Genomic DNA, 18,471 nt, shown 5'->3' with positions numbered 1-18,471 from the left:
GCGGGAGGCGGTACAATCCCCCCACATGTTAATTCCCTCTCCCGTCGGGAGGGGGGAAGATATTTACTCGCCAGGCGCATTCATGACTACTCATCATTCCCTCTACAGCCAGATCCCCGCTACCGATCGTCTGCTTCGTGACCCGCGCATCACTGCGGTGCTGGAGCAGTTTGGCCATACTGCAACGGTCGACATGCTACGCCAGCTTCAGGACGATGCGCGTCGCCATATTCAGGCTGAGAACGCGCTACCCGGCTGGTGCGAGGCATGGGCGCAGGAAGTTGAAAGGAGGTTGAGCAAGCACGCGCAAAGCGCGTTGCGCCCGGTTATTAACCTGACAGGCACGGTTCTGCACACCAATCTGGGCCGGGCACAGCAGGCAGAAGAGGCAATAGAGGCCGTCACCCGGGCCATGCGCTCGCCGGTGACGCTGGAGTACGATCTGGACGGCGCCGGGCGCGGACATCGCGATCGCGCGCTGGCGGATCTTCTCTGCCAGATCACCGGCGCGGAAGATGCCTGCATTGTGAATAACAACGCGGCGGCGGTGCTGTTAATGCTGGCGGCCACCGCGAGCGGAAAAGAGGTTGTCGTCTCTCGCGGCGAGCTGGTGGAGATCGGCGGGGCGTTTCGTATTCCGGACGTCATGCGCCAGGCGGGCTGCACGCTGCATGAAGTGGGCACAACCAACCGTACCCATGCAAAAGATTATCGCACGGCGGTGAATGAAAACACCGCCCTGCTGATGAAAGTGCATACCAGCAATTACCACATTGAGGGTTTCACCAAAACGGTGGAAGAGGCTGAACTGGCCGCCATCGGGCGCGAGCTAAACGTGCCGGTGATTGCCGATCTTGGCAGTGGGTCGCTGGTGGATATGCGCCAGTATGGTCTGCCAAAAGAGCCAATGGTGCAGGAAATGGTTGCCGCGGGCGTAAGCCTGGTTAGTTTCTCTGGCGATAAACTGCTGGGCGGGCCGCAGGCGGGTATTATCGTCGGCAAGCGCGAGCTGATTGCGCAGCTACAGCAGCATCCGCTGAAGCGCGCCCTGCGTGCCGATAAAATGACGCTGGCCGCGCTGGAAGCCACGCTGCGGCTCTATCTCCACCCGGAGAAACTGGCTGACCGCCTGCCCACGTTGCGTTTGCTGAGCCGTGATGCGGCCTCTGTTCGCGCGCAGGCGGAAGCGCTACTGCCGCAGGTTGCTCCTCATTACCCTGAGTTTGAAGTTCGTATCGAGCCTTGCCTGTCGCAAATTGGCAGCGGCTCGCTGCCGGTGGACAGGTTACCGAGCGAAGCGCTGACGTTCACCCCGCGCGACGGACGCGGAAGCCAGCTTGAGGCGCTGTCGGCGCGCTGGCGCGCATTACCGACGCCGGTGATTGGCCGGATCGGTGACGGGCGCATGTGGCTGGATTTACGCTGTCTGGAAGATGAAGTGCGGTTTCTGGAGATGATGTTGAAATGATTATTGCCACCGCCGGTCACGTTGACCACGGCAAAACCACGTTATTGCAGGCCATTACGGGCGTGAATGCCGATCGCCTGCCGGAAGAGAAAAAGCGCGGCATGACCATTGACCTGGGTTACGCCTACTGGCCGCAGCCCGACGGTCGCGTGCTGGGCTTTATCGACGTGCCCGGCCACGAGAAGTTTCTTTCCAATATGCTCGCGGGCGTGGGCGGGATCGATCACGCTCTGCTGGTGGTCGCGTGCGATGACGGGGTGATGGCGCAAACGCGCGAGCATCTGGCGATCCTCCAGCTGACGGGAAACCCGCAGTTGACCGTCGCCCTCACCAAAGCGGACCGTGTGGATGAGGCGCGTATCGACGAGGTGCGTCAAGAGGTGCTGGCGGCGCTGAGTGAATACGGTTTTAAGGATGTCGCACTGTTTGTCACCGTAGCGACAGAAGGCCGCGGTATCGATGCTCTTCGCAACCATTTGCAGCAGATCCCGTCTCGTGAACAGGCCAGCCATCACCGCTTCCGTCTGGCGATCGACAGGGCGTTTACCGTGAAAGGGGCTGGGCTGGTGGTGACCGGTACCGCGCTGAGCGGGGAAGTGAACGTGGGCGATACCCTGTGGCTCACGGGCGTGAACAAACCGATGCGCGTGCGCGGGCTTCATGCGCAAAACCAGCCGGTGGAACAGGCCCACGCCGGGCAGCGTATCGCGCTGAATATTGCCGGTGATGCCGAAAAAGACCAGCTTAACCGCGGCGACTGGTTGCTGGCCGACGCGCCGCCGGAGCCCTCTGAACGGATTATCGTTTCTCTCCAGACCCATACGCCGCTGACCCAGTGGCAGCCGCTGCATATCCACCACGCGGCCAGCCACATCACCGGACGCGTGTCGCTGCTGGAAAACGATCTCGCCGAACTGGTGTTCGACTCCCCGCTCTGGCTGGCGGATAACGACCGCCTGGTTCTGCGCGATATTTCGGCGCGGGAAACGCTGGCGGGCGCGCGCGTGGTCATGCTGGATCCGCCCCGTCGCGGCAAACGTAAGCCCGAGTATTTACAGTGGCTGGCCGCGCTGGCCCAGACCCGCGATGATAAGTCTGCGTTAGATATCCACCTTGAGCGTGGCGCGGTGGATCTGGCGGCGTTCGCCTGGGCGCGCCAGCTCAGCGGCGAAGGATTGCGTCTTCTGACGCAGGAGCCAGGTTTTATTCAGGCCGGAAACAGCCTGCTGAACGCGCCGGTGGCGGCGCGCTGGCAGCGCAAAGTGCTGAGCACGCTGGCGACCTACCATGAACAGCATCAGGATGAGCCCGGTCCGGGTCGTGAACGTCTGCGGCGCATGGCGTTGCCCATGGAAGACGACGCGCTGGTGCTGTTGCTGATTGAAAACATGCGTGAAAGCGGCGTGATTGCAAGTCATCACGGCTGGCTACACCTGCCGGAACACAAGGCCGGTTTTACCGCTGAGCAGGACGCGGTCTGGCAAAAAGTGGCGGCGCTGTTTGGCGATGAACCGTGGTGGGTGCGCGATCTGGCGCGTGAAACCAATACCGATGAGCAGCTGATGCGTCAGGTACTGCGCCATGCGGCACAGCAGGGGATGATTGTGGCGATCGTGAAAGATCGTTATTACCGCAACGATCGGATCGTAGCGTTTGCGAACCTGATCCGGGAGCTGGATCAGGCGCGCGGATCAACCTGCGCCGCAGACTTCCGCGATCGGCTGAATGTGGGACGCAAACTGGCGATTCAGATCCTGGAGTATTTCAACCGCATCGGGTTTACGCGTCGTCGTGGCAATGACCATGTGCTACGCGACGCGCAGTTATTTCCGTAAGCGTTAAGCGCTGCGCGCCTGTTTCTGCTTAGCCAGCCAGACCGCGCCCAGCCTCCCCGCCTGGTTACCCAGCTCGCAGGGAAGGATGGGCACCCGGAGCGCCTCCCACTCCTCGAATCGCTGTAGGTATTTATCCAGCAGGAGATAGATTTTCTCCTGCTCGCTAATGCCGCCGCCAATCAGCACCGCCTGCGGATCAAACATGGAGATCACGCTGTAGATGCCCCGCGAGAGGAAATGCGCCCACTCTTCTATGGCCTCACGCAGATGCACGTCGCTGTCCATGCGTTTAAACAGCTCCTCACCGTCAGGCATCTCATCTTCCGACACGGCCAGCGCACGGCGGCAGGCTTTCATCAGGCCGCTGGCGGACGCTACTTCGTGCATCGGCTCGCCGTTGTTGCCAACGGGCAGCACGCCAAACTCACCCGCCCGGTAGTGCGACCCACGGTAGAGATCGCCCTCCATGACGATACCGCCGCCGATGCCGGTGCCGATGGTGATGCAGACAAAATGCTCATAGTCCTTGCCGGCGCCCTGCCAGCGTTCGCCCAGCGCCGCGCAGTTGGCGTCATTTTCGGTTGTTACGGGGAGATCGGTCAGCTGTGCGAAAAGCTCGCACAGGTTTTCACCGTCAAGGTAATCCAGCGCCCCGGCCTTGGCCGCTTCGCCGGTATGGTGATTGATGTGGCCCGGAAAACTCACGCCGATGCCGACGATCTCATGCTCCTGGCGGTACTTATCCACCACCGCTTTCCACTTCTGTTTGAAGGTGCTTTCATCGTCAGGCGTATCATATTCATCGGATGTCAGTTCTTCGCCGTTTTCGTTAATCACGCCGTGTTTGATGTGGGTTCCGCCCACGTCAAAGCCGATAAATAGCTGCATTGCATCGTTCCTCATGAGCCCCTGAGCTATTAAGTATGGCTCTGGCGGCAGAAACGAAACGTAAAGTACGGTAATCCGTGATACGGCTCGTAAACCCGTTACCGACAGGCGAGAAAACCACCAGCCGGAACTACCCTTGTTGTACACCTACTGCAAGGAGACGGTCATGACAAACAATCCTCCCTCATCGCGTATCCAGCCAGGCGAGTATGGTTTTCCCCTTAAGCTGAAGCCCCGCTATGACAACTTTATCGGCGGCGACTGGGTGGCGCCCGTCGACGGTGAATACTATTCCAACCTGACGCCCGTTACCGGCCAGCCGCTGTGTGAAATTGCCAGTTCGGGCAAGCGGGATATAGATTTAGCGCTGGATGCGGCGCATAAGGCGAAAGATAAGTGGGGACAAACGTCCGTTCAGGACAGAGCGGCCATTTTGTTCAAAATCGCCGATCGGATGGAGCAGAATCTGGAGCTGCTGGCGACCGCAGAAACGTGGGACAACGGCAAGCCGATCCGGGAAACCATGGCGGCGGACGTGCCGCTGGCGATTGACCATTTCCGCTATTTTGCGTCCTGCATTCGTGCCCAGGAGGGGGGAATAAGTGAAGTTGACAAAGATACCGTGGCGTATCACTTCCACGAGCCGCTCGGCGTGGTGGGGCAAATTATTCCGTGGAACTTCCCGCTGCTGATGGCGAGCTGGAAAATGGCGCCCGCGCTGGCGGCGGGTAACTGCGTTGTGCTGAAACCCGCTCGCTTAACGCCGCTTTCGGTACTGCTGCTGATGGAGGTGATTGGCGACCTGTTGCCGCCGGGGGTCATTAACGTGGTCAACGGGGCCGGGGGAGAGATCGGCGAATATCTGGCTACCTCAAAACGTATCGCCAAAGTGGCGTTCACCGGCTCAACGGAAGTGGGCCAGCAGATCATGCAGTACGCGACCCAGAACATCATTCCGGTCACGCTCGAGCTGGGCGGCAAATCGCCGAACATCTTCTTTGCCGACGTGATGGACGAAGAGGACGCCTTCTTCGACAAAGCGCTGGAAGGGTTTGCGCTGTTCGCGTTTAACCAGGGCGAAGTCTGCACCTGTCCGAGCCGCGCGCTGGTGCAGGAATCCATTTATGAGCGCTTTATGGAGCGGGCGATCCGGCGCGTGGAGTCGATTCGCAGCGGTAATCCGCTGGATAACGTTACCCAGATGGGGGCGCAGGTATCGCATGGCCAGCTGGAAACCATCCTCAACTATATTGATATCGGTAAAAAAGAGGGGGCCGATGTGTTGACCGGCGGTCGTCGTAAGGTGCTGGGCGGCGATTTGCAGGAGGGCTACTACCTTGAGCCGACTATCCTGTTCGGTAAGAACAACATGCGCGTTTTCCAGGAGGAAATTTTTGGACCGGTGCTGGCCGTCACCACGTTTAAAACCATGGACGAGGCGCTGGAGCTCGCCAACGACACGCAGTATGGCCTGGGGGCGGGCGTCTGGAGCCGTAACGGTAATCTGGCCTATAAAATGGGCCGGGGCATTCAGGCCGGACGCGTATGGACAAACTGCTATCACGCCTATCCGGCTCATGCGGCGTTTGGCGGCTACAAGCAGTCGGGCATCGGGCGTGAAACCCATAAGATGATGCTGGAGCACTACCAGCAAACGAAATGTCTGTTGGTCAGCTACTCCGATAAACCGCTGGGGTTGTTTTAATCTCCGGGCTCAGGCCGTCCCGGGTGGGGTGGCCTGAGCCGGGTTAAAGCCGGGTGGCGGCTTCGCCTTACCCGGCCTACGATAGTGGCCGCATTTTTATTTGCAACATGACAATCTTCCCTCTTCTTTTCTCGATGCCTCTTCCTGTTTCGCTAAAGTCTGGCTGCGCTGCCGTTTTTAATGCGGTAGTCTCATTCAACCCAGTAGCGATGGTGTGTATCATGTGTATAATCAGGGAAGGATTGGGATGTGAAAAGTGCGGATATCATTACTGTTCTGGTTAGCCATGGCTGGAAATGTGTAAGAACGAAGGGAAGCCATCATCAGTTTCGCCATCCAGTGCAAAAAGGGTTGGTTACCGTCCCACATCCTAAAAAGGACATTAAACCAGGCACTCTCGCACAAATCTGGCGACAGGCGGGAATTAAACACTGATATCAGGAGTAGTTATGTTTTATCCGGCTTACATTCATTCTGATTCCGACGGTAGCGCCAGTGGTTTCTTTCCTGACGTTCCGGGGTGTTTTTTTGCGGGGGATTCACTGGATGATGCTTTTCAGGATGCACGTGATGCATTAACTGCCCATTTTGAAGCGTTGTTTGAAATGGATGAAATGTTGCCACTTCCGGGTATGGTTGAAGCGCATCTGGCAAGTCATCCGGAGGATTTCATTGGCGGACAATGGTTGCTGGTGGATATCAATATGAAACAGTTTGAAGGCAGAGTAGAGCGCATCAATATTACGATACCTCGCCGTTTGCTGGTGAAGATTGATTCCTTTGTCAGCGAGCATCCACAATTTACTAACCGAAGTGCTTTTCTTGCAGAGGCAGCACGGCGTGTACTGCCCCGGTGATGATTAGTTGTAAAGAGCAGCAGTTGCTTTCAGGATATCAGCAAAGGAATAAATATCATCAACTGTAGCAATTGGGTGCCGTGTTTCGTTTTTTTCCAGATCAAAAAGCCCGATGTATTTTTGTGTTCGATTAAAATGCAGTCGGCAAAGAGGCTTGCGGTTATTGTCGTCTACAAGAATGCCGCAATAGCTCTTTGTGTCTCTATGGGTAATGCGAGGCGCCTCAAGAACGGCTCGGGTGATTGCTTTAACAATGTGAAAACCTTCCAATTCTTCCAGAGTCGTTATGATTTCACTTTCATCCTTTTGTTCATCATCCTCACTTTGCTGTGTTTCTGTTTGAGTTTCGACAGTAGCCGGAGTGATACCTGTGATGGCAGACTTAAGCCTCTCATTAACTTGATCGTTTATGTACTGGCTTGCTGCCTTTCTGGTGAGATTTTGAAAAGACTCTCTGACTTTTTGGGTCAGCATACCGTCATAAACTCGCGAAGCAAAAAACTTAACGAAATCGTCTTCTGGATTGTTAAGTTGTGTATGCAATATTCTCTTGATTTGGCTAACGTACTTTAACTCTCCAGCAGCGTTTATGATGGATTCAAGATCAAAAGAAGATTTGGTGAGTTTTTTTAATTCAGGTATAACGTTTTCATCAATATCAAGCAGGTCGACCTCTAAAAAAGGTTTTTCATCCATTTTATTAGGTGCGTCGAGATCGGTATAAATCTGTATATTTGTCCGTTCGTTAAGATTGATATCCTTGCGTTTGTAACATGAAAGTATCTAAAAAGTTGTGATGCATGATTTATATTTAAAGGCTCACCAATTTTTTTACATTCGATGAGAATTTGCACGTCATTGTTTTTCATTATCGCATAGTCAATTTTTTCACCTTTTTTTGTGCCAATATCACATACAAATTCAGGTGTAACCTCTGACGGGTCAAACACATCGTACCCTAAGACATTATGAATAAAAGGCATAACAAATGCCGTTTTGGTTGCTTCTTCAGTATTAATTACTTCAATTTGCTGTCTAATTTTAGTAGATAATGCATTCAGTTTTTCTGTAAATTCCATGGGATATCCTTATTTCAATACTGTGTGTCCTGATGAAATAGCATCAAAATGCATGCCATTCAATGAACTCCATGGGGAGTTAACAGCAAAAAAAACGATTCCGGGGTTTGGATCACAGAGTGATTAAATTGAATAAAAGAAAATAAGCCCGTTAACGCCGAGCTTATTAAGTATATTATATATATAAAGCTATTTTATTTTTTCAAATTATGCCTACATTCACCTATAACCGCATTTCCTCTCCACGCCGGTTTGCCCAGCTAAACCACGGAGTGAGGGTAGCATTAGAGCCCTGCGCCTGATAACCGATCCCCTCCGCCTGTTGGCGCACCTTCGGGTAAGCTAAAAGTATCCGCGCCCGCTCTTTGACCCACAGCATCCTTAACGATTCGCACGCAAGGTATGATGCGCTAACGATAATTCAACGGAACTGACTTTTAACCTGCGCGAGGCGTTATCCATGAACCAATTTATCCTGGCGGATCCTGAAAAATGTATCGGGTGTCGTACCTGTGAGGTAGCGTGCATGATGTCGCATCAAAGCAGCGCCACGCCAGTAGCGTTTACGTCACGGATCCGCGTGGTTAAGGGGGGAACCTTCACTACGGCGGTGGGCTGCCACCAGTGTGAAGATGCGCCCTGCGCGAATGTCTGCCCGACGGGGGCCATTCACCACGCTGCGGGAGCCTGGCTCGTTAAGCAATCGCGCTGTATCGGCTGCAAAAGCTGTATGGTGGCGTGCCCGTTCGGGGCAATGCAGGTTCGGGTCGTGGAAGATCGCGTTCAGGCGCTGAAATGTGATTTGTGCGCGCATCGCGAGAGCGGTCCCGCCTGCGTCGAAGCCTGTCCCACCCACGCGCTGCGCTGCATAGACCCCGCCAGATTACGCGCGGAACGGCTGCGTAATCTGGCCTGAGGTTTTATTAACCGGCCTCGCGCCAGGCGTTCTCAATCTCTTCGGCGAGAATTTTCACACCCGCTTCGATTTTTTCCGGGTCCGGGACGTAGTTCATACGCATGCACTGGTGCGTGTGCGGCCACGGCTTATCCAGCCCCGGGAAGAAGTAATCCCCTGGCACCATCAGTACGCCACGTTTTTTCAGACGCTGATAAAGCAGCTCTGTCGTAATGGGCAGATCCTTAAACCACAGCCACAGGAAAATTGCCCCTTCCGGTTTATGGATCAGGCAGCGTTCTTCCGGTAAGTAGCGGCGAAGGATGGCTATAGTTTCCTGAACGCGCTGAGAGTAAAACGGCTTAATCACCTCATTCGACAGGCGCAGCAGGTCGTTACGCCTGATCATCTCGCACATCATCGCCGGGCCGATGCCGCCAGGCGAAAGGCTGATAATGCCGTTCATGTTGGTAATGGCGGTGATGATTTTCTCGTTAGCAATGATAATGCCGCAACGGCTGCCCGGCAGGCCCAGCTTGGAGAGGCTCATGCAGAGGATGATATTCGGGTTCCATAGCGGACGCGCTTCGCTGAAGATGATCCCCGGGAACGGTACGCCATAGGCGTTATCGATCACCAGCGGGATGCCGTGCTGATTCGCCAGCGCATCCAGCTTCATCAGCTCGTCGTCGGTGATCACGTTGCCCGTCGGGTTGGTGGGACGTGATACGCAGATCATGCCCGTCTCTTCACCGATATGCAGATGTTCAAAATCGACGTGATATTTGAACTGGCCCTCTGGCAGCAACTCGATATTCGGACGTGCGGAAACAAACAGGTCTTCTTCGAGGCCGGCATCGGCATAGCCAATATATTCCGGTGCCAGCGGGAACAGCACTTTTTTCGTGGTGCCATCGGCGCGGCGTCCGGCGAACAGATTGAATAAGTAGAAAAACGCGCTCTGACTGCCGTTTGTCAGTGCAATATTCTGTGGTTCGATATCCCAACCCAGCGCTTCCCGCAGCATTGCCGCCAGAAGCGTCAGTAGTTCTGTTTTACCCTGAGGGCCGTCGTAATTACATAGCGCATCGGTTGCTTTACCGTTTTCCAGCATCTCTGCCAGCAGCGTCTGGAAGTAGGTGTTCATCTCCGGAATTTGAGCCGGGTTTCCGCCGCCAAGCATGATAGCGCCTGGGGTGCGCAGCCCGTCGTTGAGGTCCTCCATCAGGCGGGTAATGCCTGAATGGCGGGTAAATTTGTCGCCGAAAAGTGAAAACGTCATAGCAGGTGATCTGTCGGGCTTAATATGAAAGGCAGTAACCATAACGCCAGCACCGTGTTGGTGCAAATCGGCGGATGTGGTCGGATTTGTTGTTTTATGTGGTAGATTTGTATTTGTGTGGTGAATTGTTCTGGTGAATGCCCCTCACCCCAGCCCTCTCCCCTTTTGGGAGAGGGTTAGGGTGAGGGGGTCTATTGATTACCCGCCCACACCACCATCACCTTATCGCCCTTGTGCTCGCGCACAAAGCCGTAGCCTTCTTTCATTGACAGCGTTGTTTGCTTGCCTTCACCCACCGCCGGATGACGGGCGCGGAACTGCCCCAGAAGCTGCCAGTGGGCGACAGTTAACGCCTGTTTACCCGTGACGTCCTGCCAGTTCATATCCGAACGGGTTCCCTGTAGCGGATCGGAGCCCGTCGGGCCGAAAGGACGCTCTGATTCATCGCCGTAATAGATCTGCACGCTTCCCGGTGCCAGCAACAGTAACTCAGCGGCGCGCTGGCCTCCTTCACGGAACAGACGCGTATCATGGGAGGAGAGATAGCTCAGCACATTAAAACTTTGCAGCTTTTCTGCCATTTGCTGCCAGGTCAAATCCATATCGGCCAGACAGTCCGCCGCTTTCGCCGCCTGCTCCTGATAGTCAAAGTTGATCATCGCATCGAAGCCGTGGCGGTAATAATCGCTCTGCATTACGCCGTGGCCCCAGGATTCACCGGTCATCCAGAACGGCGCATCGTCGAGTTTTTTGTCCGGGTTGGCGGCTTTCCACGCGGCCAGCGCCTGGCTGGCCTGGTTTTTCAGTTGCTGCCAGGCTTCAGGCTCAACGTGCTTAGCGGTATCGACCCGGAAACCGTCGATGCCGTAGTAACGTACCCACTGGCTAAGCCAGTGGGTCAGGTAATCTCGCGGCGTGAAATTCGTCATCATTTTCGCGTTGGTGTCGGGCTTGTGTTGATAAAAGTTCGGCAAACCTGACGGGATCTTAGATTCCGTTTTCAGATCCGGCAGGAAGGCCAGCGACATGGTCAGATCGTCAAAGCCCGGGTTGTCGTAATCACCGATATCGGTACGGATCCATTTTTTACCCCACCATTTTTCCCATGCGGCTTTGTCACTGAAGTTGATGTAATCGTTGAAGCTGTGCCAGCTTTGCCCCGCTCCTGGCTTCCAGTCAGTCCAGCGCTCGCCGAGGGTTTTTTTCAGCTCATCGCCCTGCAAATAGAGCGCGCCAAACTGATACTCCTGCATATCTGCAAGCGTCGCATAACCCGCGTGGTTCATGACAATGTCAAACAGGACGCGGATACCGCGCCTGTGCGCGTCGTCGACAAGCTGGCGTAAATCATCTTCGTTGCCCATGTTGGCGTCGAGCTTCGTCCAGTCCTGAGTGTAATAGCCGTGATAGGCGTAGTGGGGGAAATCCCCTTTGGTGCCGCCGCCAACCCAGCCGTGGATCTGCTCCAGCGGCGAGCTTATCCAGAGCGCATTCACGCCCAGCTGCTGAAGGTAATCCAGTTTGCTGGTAAGCCCTTTCAGATCGCCGCCGTGGAAAGTACCAATCTCCTGCATACCGTCTTTATGACGGCCATAGCTGTTGTCGTTGGTGGGGTCGCCATTCACGAAGCGATCGGTCAGCACGAAATAGACGGTGGCGTTTTGCCAGCTGAACGGCGCGGGTTTGTCCGTCTCGGCGCGCTCAAGCAGCAGCAGGCCATTGCTGTTGGCGGCTGGCTGAAGAGTCACTTTGCCATTTTGAACGGTCGCGGTCTGTTTAGTGTAAAAATCACGCACCACCGTGCCTTCCGGGAAGGTGTTAACGACGTCGATCGTCAGCGGTTTGCCGTCCCACTTCGGGCACTGGCGGGTGACGTTTGCGACAGGCTGTGGCGCCGCACTTTGCACCGTCAACATCAGCGTCGGCGTTCCCGAGCGCGTATCAATACGCATCTGATAAACGCCGTCACGGAATAACCGCCACTGCGGTGGGGTGCCTTCGCACGGTTTGAGCGACAGCATCTCGTTGAGCTTAATGGCACCTGTCGGCTGCCAGCACGCGTTGTCAAGACTCAACGTCAGCGGGCGGGTACCCTTCGCAAGCGTTGCCTGGCTGGTAAAGACGCCGGTACCTTCAGCGCTAAACGCGTTAAATCCCGGCGATGACCAGTCGGCATGCGCGAATGCGGGTAACATCAGAACAGCTAATGCAGTGCGTTTCATTCCATTTTCCTGTCGCGGCATTTTTGACCAGTGTGCCATTCGGCTCAGGGGAAAAACTCCTCCTCTACGGCTTTCTGCAAGGAGGACGCGAAGGGATGAGTGATCCCGCGCAAAATTAGGCAGTTATCTGCGATATCGCGCACATTTTTCCAGCGTTGATGCTTTAATGAGCATGTTCCGGATGACATAGTTTCGGAATTGGACTATTTATAGACGTGCTCTTGAAGACTATTTTTGGTACGATTTGAGATTCCGCTCTCAAATTTTTGAAGAAAATAAGGTGTTGGAATGTTTATATCCGACCAGGAGACCTAATGATATCGACTCCCATTCGACGATATGGGGCCGCGATACTCATGTTACTCACCATGGCATTTTCAGGTGAGGTGCTTGCAAAGACGCACACGGATACAACGAGTAAGAAAGCCCACGTAATAAAGACGACAAGCAGTAAGGTTAGCAGTAAACAAGAGTATTCTCGCAATAGTGCAAAGAGTAGTTCACTTCCTGATTTGCGAAAATACCCTTCCGGGACACCAAGGAAAAAAGCGTTTCTCCGGACGGTAATGCCTTACATTAAAAGCCAAAATGCCGCGATTACTGCGGATCGTAACTGGCTGATCTCCAAACAGTACGACAGCCGCTGGTCGCCGTCTGAGCGCACTCGCCTGAAAGATATCGCCAAACGCTATAAAGTGAAGTGGAGCGGGAACACGCGTCGCGTGCCTTGGAACTCACTGTTAGAACGTGTGGACATCATTCCAGGCAGTATGGTCGCGACAATGGCCGCCGCCGAAAGCGGTTGGGGCACCTCGAAGCTGGCGCGCAACAACAACAATCTGTTTGGCATGAAATGCGTAAAAGGTCGTTGTACTAACGCGCCCGGCAAGGTGAAGGGCTATTCACAGTTTGAATCGGTGAAAGATTCCGTGAATGCCTACGTGGTGAACCTGAACACCCACCCGGCCTATTCCTCGTTCCGTAAGTCACGCGCTCAGCTGCGTAAGGCGGATCAGGAAGTGACGGCCACGGCGATGATCCATAAGCTGAAAGGTTATTCCACTCAGGGACAGCGTTATAACAATTACCTGTTCTCCATGTACCAGGATAACCAGCGTCTGATTGCCGCACATATGTAATGAAAAACGCCTTCCACTGGAAGGCGTTCTTTTTTCTAGAGCAGGACTTCACTGTACCGTTCCCGGTACTCCTTCGGCGTGGTGTCATACTCTTTCCTGAACACCGAATAGAAATACTGAAGCGACGGATAGCCACACATCTGTGAAATCTCGTTGATCGACAGCGAGGTGGAGATCAGCAGACTGCGCGCTTTCTCCAGCTTTTCCGCATGGATCACGGCGTGGATCGTCTCACCCACTTCCTCTTTAAACCGCTTCTCCAGATTCGAACGTGATATGCCGACCGAATCGAGCACCTGATCGACCTTAATCCCTTTGCAGGCATGATTGCGAATGTAGTGCATCGCCTGAATCACGGCCGGATCGTTTAATGAGCGGTAGTCAGTTGAGCGACGTTCGACCACGCGAACGGGAGGAACCAGCAGACGCTGGAGCGACAGGGATTCGTTGTCTAACAGTCTGTGCAGCAGCTTTGCGGCCTGATAGCCCATCTGACGGGTACCCTGAGCCACGGATGAGAGCGCCACGCGCGACAGATAGCGCGTAAGCTCTTCGTTATCAATACCAATCACGCACAGCTTTTCAGGCACCGGAATATGCAAATGTTCGCACACCTGTAATACGTGGCGGGCGCGGGCGTCCGTCACGGCGATAATCCCTGTCTGGGGCGGCAGCGTTTGCAGCCAGTCAGCCAGACGATTTTGTGCGTGCTGCCAGTTTTCTGGCGCGGTTTCCAGCCCCTGATAAACGACGCCGCGATACTTCTCCTGGGCAACCAGCTGGCAGAAGGCATACTCACGCTCCATCGCCCAGCGCTTTCCGCTCGTGGCGGGCAATCCGTAAAACGCAAAACGATGGACGCCTTTCTCCTTTAAATGGAGGAAGGCGGTCTCGACCAGAGCATGGTTATCCGTGGCGATGTAGTGAACGGGAGGATAATGTTCCGGTGTATGATAAGAGCCGCCAACGCCCACGATAGGCACGTCAACGCCACTCAGCAACTGTTCAATCACGGGGTCGTCAAAGTCAGCGATGACCCCGTCGCCCAGCCAGTCTTTGATGTTCTCCAGACGGGTACGAAAATCTTCTTCGATGAAAATATCCCATTCGGATTGCGACGCCTGCAAATATTCGCCAACCCCTTCAACCACCTGCCGGTCATAGGCTTTGTTGGCATTGAATAACAACGTAATGCGGTGACGCTTTTCAAACATGGCTTATTTCCCAAATTAGTCACGATACTGTTATCAGGCGCGCCGCTTGGTGGCAGAGTCCATCCAGACTGCCAGCAAAAGAATGGCACCCTTGACGATATACTGCCAAAACGTCGGCACGTCCATCATACTCATCCCGTTATCCAGCGAAGCCATAATAAATGCGCCCATCACCGCCCCCGCCACGCTGCCAATGCCCCCGGCGAGGCTGGTCCCGCCAATCACGCAGGCGGCGATGGCGTCCAGCTCGGCAATATTACCGGCAGAGGGGGAGCCCGCCCCCAAACGTGAGCTGAGGATCAGCCCCGCTATGGCCACCATCAGGCCGTTGATGGCAAAGACGGCGAGTTTGGTGCGTTCTACGTTAATGCCGGACAAACGCGCGGCTTCGAGATTGCCACCGATGGCATAAATACGGCGACCGAATGCGGTACGCGTGGCCATAAACATCCCACCTAACAGCAACAGCGCCAGCAGCAAAACGGGCGTTGGGACGCCGCGATAATCGTTTAACAGCCAGATGGCGCCCAGTACAATCACCGCAGTAAGCGCCTGACGGCCGACAACCGAGGTTGAAGCAGGCGAGGCCAGCCCCAGCGCCTGGCGACGCATGCGTCCTCGCCATTGCCACGCGACAAACGCCATCAGCCCAACCACGCCGATCGTAAAACCGACGCCATCAGAGAGGTAGCTTTGGCCAATCTGGGACATCGAGGCGCTGGTCGGGGAGACGGTAGTGCCGTTGGTGATCCCAATCAGAATGCCGCGGAAGGCCAGCATCCCCGCTAAGGTGACGATAAACGACGGGACCTTACGGTAGGCCACCCACCAGCCATTCCACGCCCCCAGCAGCAGACCCAGTACCAGCGTGACCGCAATCGTCAGCGGCAGCGGCCAGCCGAGCCAGACGTCAAAAATTGCCGCCACGCCGCCGAGCAGACCCATCATCGACCCTACTGACAGGTCAATTTCCGCTGAGATAATCACAAAGACCATCCCCACCGCCAGGATCCCGGTGATGGCGGTCTGACGCAGCAGGTTAGAAACGTTACGTGCGCTCAAATAGGAGCCATCGGTCATCCAGGTAAAGAACAACATGATCACGATAATGGCGGCAATCATTACAAAAACTTGCAGATTCAGCGATTTAAGTCCTGCGAACGCACCGGGCGTCGGAACAGCGACTTTGATATCAGACGGGTTGCTTTTCGACATGGCGTTCGCTCCTTAAGGCAGCTTCCATCACCTGCTCTTGCGTCAGGTTCTGGTTGTTCAGGTTGGCTTTGAGTTTCCCTTCATGCATGACCAGCACGCGGTCGCTCAGCCCCAGCACTTCAGGCAATTCGGACGAGATAACAATGACGGCAATCCCTTGCTGCACAAGCTGGTTGATCAGCTTGTAGATTTCATACTTCGCGCCGATATCGATCCCGCGCGTGGGTTCGTCCAGAATTAAAATGCGCGGATTAAGCAACAGGCAGCGCGCCAGAATCGCTTTCTGCTGGTTGCCGCCGCTCAGGCGACCTATCGCCAGTTCCGGCGAGGAGGTTTTCACCTTGAGCCTGGCAAGTGACTGAAGAATACACTGCTGTTCTGCGGCATCATCCAGGCTGCTCAGCGCGCCGGAAAACTGGCTGAGCGCCGCCAGCGTGATATTTTTTCCCACCGCCATGACCGGCACGATGCCGTCTTTTTTGCGGTCTTCGGGCACCATAGCAATGCCTTTGGCAATGGCCTGCTGGCAGTTGTCGATTTTTACCGGCTGACCGTCGATATAAATTTTGCCTTCCCAGCGCCCCGGCCAGACGCCAAACAGACACTGCACGGCCTCGGTTCTTCCGGCACCCACTAAACCCGCAATACCGAGAATTTCGCCGCGGTGCAGCGAGAAGGAGAGGTTATCCACGCGCTTGATGTGGCGGTTAACGGGATGCCACGCCGTCAGGTTTTCCACGCGCAGGAGTTCTTCGCCTATGGTGTGTGGTTCGTTGGGATACAGTGCGGTGAGTTCGCGACCCACCATCATGGTGATGATGTCATCTTCGCTCATGCCTTCTGCTTCACGCGTGCCAATGTGCTGCCCGTCGCGGATGACGCAGATGGTGTCGGAAATAGCTTTCACCTCATTGAGCTTGTGCGAAATATAGATGCAGGCGATACCGTGGTTTTGCAGGTCGCGGATGATATTGAGCAGAACGGCGGTTTCCTGTTCGGTGAGTGAGGCGGTTGGCTCGTCGAGGATCAGCAGGCGTACCTGCTTGTTCAGCGCCTTGGCGATCTCCACCAGCTGCTGCTGGCCCAAACCTAAGTCGCCCACGCGCGTATCCGGTGAGATAGCCAGGCTCACCTGGGCCAGCAGTTTTTCGCAGCGCAGCGTCATGGTGTCGTAATCCAGTACGCCGTGGCGTGAGAGTTCGGCGCCGAGAAAAATATTTTCCAGCACGGTAAGGTGCTTCACCAGCGCCAGCTCCTGGTGAATAATAGCGATGCCTTTACGTTCGGTATCGCGAATGTGCGTGGCCTGGAGCACCTCGCCGGCAAAGACGATTTCGCCCTCGTAGCTGCCGTGCGGATAGATCCCGCACAACACTTTCATCAGCGTGGATTTTCCCGAGCCATTTTCGCCGCACAGCGACATCACTTCGCCGGGATTCAGCCGCAGGCTTACGTTATCGACTGCTTTCACCGCCCCGAAGGCTTTGGTGATGCTTTTCATTTCAAGTAAATAAGACATAACTGCTCCGCATGGCCCGACAGATGTACAGGGCAGGTCGATGCGCCCCTGCCGGGCAGGGGCTGCGCTGGATTACAGTTCACTCTTCTTATGGAAACCGTCTTTCACCACGGTGGCGTCAATATTCTCTTTGTTGACTTCGATAGGGGTAAGCAGGCGAGCAGGTACGTCTTTCAGGCCGTTATTTAACGTCGCGTCTGCTTTAGGTTGCTGGCCATTGCCCAGCTCAACGGCAATTTCGGCGGCCGTATTGGCAAGCTCGGTAATGGGCTTATACACCGTCATGGTCTGGGTACCCGCGATGATGCGTTTTACACCCGCAAGGTCGGCGTCCTGTCCGGAAATAGCGACTTTCCCGGCCAGACCCTGCGCGCTCAGCGCCTGAATGGCGCCACCCGCAGTGGCATCGTTAGAGGCCACCACCGCATCGATTTTGTTGTTATTTGCAGTCAACGCGTTTTCCATAATTTTCAGCGCGTTTTCCGGTAACCAGCCGTCAGCCCACTGGTCGCCGACGACTTTAATTTTGCCCTCGTCGATATACGGCTTCAGCACTTTCATTTGTCCCTGGCGGAACAGTTTGGCGTTGTTATCCACGGGCGAGCCGCCCATCAGGAAATAATTCCCCTGAGGCACTTTTGCGACCAGGCTTTTAGCCTGTAATTCGCCCACCTTTTCATTGTCGAACGAAATATAATAATCAATGTCGGCATTATTAATCATGCGGTCATAAGCCAGGACTTTTATGCCTTCCTGTTTCGCTTCTTTCACCACGTTGCTTAATACCTGGCCGTTATACGGGATAATGACCAGCACATCGACGCCACGGTTGATCATATTCTCGATTTGCGACATTTGCGTCTCTTCGTTGCCGTTAGCGGACTGAACGAACACCTCCGCGCCGAGAGATTCCGCTTTTTTAACAAAGATATCGCGATCTTTTTGCCAGCGCTCCAGGCGTAAGTCATCAATCGCCATGCCGATTTTGACCTCTTTGGCGTGGCCGGCAAAGCTTGCAAGCAGGAGAGTAGTGCAGAGCGTTAGGGTCAGGTTCTTTATCTTCATAATTATTAGGCCTTTTTGTAGGGGTATGTGTAGCTGAGATAAAAGAAACATTCACTGCTGAGACGCAGCAAATTTTTAACGTGGAAAG

General features: G+C 54.9%; 14 protein-coding genes and 1 pseudogene. 7 read left to right on the top strand and 8 right to left on the bottom strand.

The genetic code is table 11. The features are described from left to right. The first annotated feature begins 82 nt into the window (after positions 1 to 82). Together selA and selB are read left to right on the top strand one after the other, a co-directional pair. On the top strand, positions 83 to 1,468 hold the full coding sequence (gene selA, locus ACOTX1_RS20695; RefSeq protein WP_023315018.1) for an L-seryl-tRNA(Sec) selenium transferase: 1,386 nt from the start codon (positions 83 to 85) through the stop codon (positions 1,466 to 1,468). After that, complete coding sequence (gene selB, locus ACOTX1_RS20690; RefSeq protein ID WP_023315017.1) at positions 1,465 to 3,303, top strand: selenocysteine-specific translation elongation factor; 1,839 nt, start codon at positions 1,465 to 1,467, stop codon at positions 3,301 to 3,303. The genes selA and selB overlap by 4 nt, the downstream gene beginning before the upstream one ends. 3 nt (positions 3,304 to 3,306) lie before the next feature. On the opposite strand, the gene ACOTX1_RS20685 is transcribed toward selB, so the two are convergent. Next, the gene (locus tag ACOTX1_RS20685) at positions 3,307 to 4,191 is read right to left on the bottom strand and encodes an ROK family protein (RefSeq protein ID WP_003860164.1); all 885 of its coding nucleotides are present in this window, start codon (positions 4,189 to 4,191) and stop codon (positions 3,307 to 3,309) included. A gap of 166 nt (positions 4,192 to 4,357) precedes the next feature. On the opposite strand from ACOTX1_RS20685, the gene aldB reads away from it, so the two are divergent. The 3 genes from aldB (at position 4,358) to ACOTX1_RS20670 (ending at position 6,753) form a co-directional block, all read left to right on the top strand. Then, positions 4,358 to 5,896 (top strand): aldehyde dehydrogenase AldB, encoded by a 1,539-nt coding sequence (gene aldB, locus ACOTX1_RS20680; protein ID WP_006808612.1) that lies wholly within the window; start codon positions 4,358 to 4,360, stop codon positions 5,894 to 5,896. 249 nt (positions 5,897 to 6,145) lie between these two features. Further along, the gene (locus ACOTX1_RS20675) at positions 6,146 to 6,331 is read left to right on the top strand and encodes a type II toxin-antitoxin system HicA family toxin (RefSeq protein WP_057979982.1); all 186 of its coding nucleotides are present in this window, start codon (positions 6,146 to 6,148) and stop codon (positions 6,329 to 6,331) included. Positions 6,332 to 6,345: 14 nt separating this feature from the next. After that, the gene (locus ACOTX1_RS20670; protein WP_023315016.1) at positions 6,346 to 6,753 is read left to right on the top strand and encodes a type II toxin-antitoxin system HicB family antitoxin; all 408 of its coding nucleotides are present in this window, start codon (positions 6,346 to 6,348) and stop codon (positions 6,751 to 6,753) included. A gap of 3 nt (positions 6,754 to 6,756) precedes the next feature. On the opposite strand, the pseudogene ACOTX1_RS20665 reads toward ACOTX1_RS20670, so the two are convergent. Then, a pseudogene (locus ACOTX1_RS20665) lies at positions 6,757 to 7,832 on the bottom strand (type I restriction endonuclease). A 460-nt stretch (positions 7,833 to 8,292) separates the two neighbouring features. Here ACOTX1_RS20665 and ACOTX1_RS20660 point away from each other — a divergent pair. Beyond that, complete coding sequence (locus tag ACOTX1_RS20660; RefSeq protein ID WP_023315013.1) at positions 8,293 to 8,748, top strand: 4Fe-4S dicluster domain-containing protein; 456 nt, start codon at positions 8,293 to 8,295, stop codon at positions 8,746 to 8,748. Positions 8,749 to 8,755: 7 nt separating this feature from the next. Here ACOTX1_RS20660 and avtA read toward each other — a convergent pair whose 3' ends face one another. Together avtA and ACOTX1_RS20650 are read right to left on the bottom strand one after the other, a co-directional pair. Then, complete coding sequence (avtA, locus tag ACOTX1_RS20655; protein WP_015572749.1) at positions 8,756 to 10,009, bottom strand: valine--pyruvate transaminase; 1,254 nt, start codon at positions 10,007 to 10,009, stop codon at positions 8,756 to 8,758. Between the two features lie 191 nt (positions 10,010 to 10,200). After that, on the bottom strand, positions 10,201 to 12,231 hold the full coding sequence (locus tag ACOTX1_RS20650; protein ID WP_023315011.1) for an alpha-amylase: 2,031 nt from the start codon (positions 12,229 to 12,231) through the stop codon (positions 10,201 to 10,203). A 314-nt stretch (positions 12,232 to 12,545) separates the two neighbouring features. On the opposite strand from ACOTX1_RS20650, the gene ACOTX1_RS20645 reads away from it, so the two are divergent. Continuing rightward, positions 12,546 to 13,370, top strand: coding sequence for a protein bax (locus tag ACOTX1_RS20645; protein ID WP_022652025.1), 825 nt, complete (start codon positions 12,546 to 12,548; stop codon positions 13,368 to 13,370). 35 nt (positions 13,371 to 13,405) lie between these two features. On the opposite strand, the gene xylR is transcribed toward ACOTX1_RS20645, so the two are convergent. The 4 genes from xylR to xylF form a co-directional block, all read right to left on the bottom strand. Next, positions 13,406 to 14,584 (bottom strand): D-xylose utilization transcriptional activator XylR, encoded by a 1,179-nt coding sequence (xylR, locus tag ACOTX1_RS20640; protein WP_263522661.1) that lies wholly within the window; start codon positions 14,582 to 14,584, stop codon positions 13,406 to 13,408. Between the two features lie 33 nt (positions 14,585 to 14,617). After that, positions 14,618 to 15,799: a xylose ABC transporter permease XylH gene (xylH, locus tag ACOTX1_RS20635; RefSeq protein WP_003860151.1), complete on the bottom strand. Its 1,182-nt coding sequence runs from the start codon at positions 15,797 to 15,799 to the stop codon at positions 14,618 to 14,620. Then, on the bottom strand, positions 15,777 to 17,318 hold the full coding sequence (locus ACOTX1_RS20630) for a xylose ABC transporter ATP-binding protein (RefSeq protein ID WP_015572746.1): 1,542 nt from the start codon (positions 17,316 to 17,318) through the stop codon (positions 15,777 to 15,779). Before ACOTX1_RS20630 ends, xylH begins: the two co-directional genes overlap by 23 nt. Positions 17,319 to 17,390: 72 nt before the next feature. Continuing rightward, positions 17,391 to 18,383 carry a D-xylose ABC transporter substrate-binding protein gene (gene xylF, locus ACOTX1_RS20625; RefSeq protein ID WP_006808602.1) on the bottom strand — a complete coding sequence of 331 codons (993 nt, stop codon included), beginning with the start codon at positions 18,381 to 18,383 and terminating at the stop codon, positions 17,391 to 17,393. Positions 18,384 to 18,471: the final 88 nt, after the last annotated feature.

It is taken from the genome of Enterobacter cloacae complex sp. IR5401, assembly GCF_049238425.1.
Taxonomy (GTDB): domain Bacteria; phylum Pseudomonadota; class Gammaproteobacteria; order Enterobacterales; family Enterobacteriaceae; genus Enterobacter; species Enterobacter hormaechei_C.
This window is presented reverse-complemented; position numbering and strand designations above follow the sequence as displayed.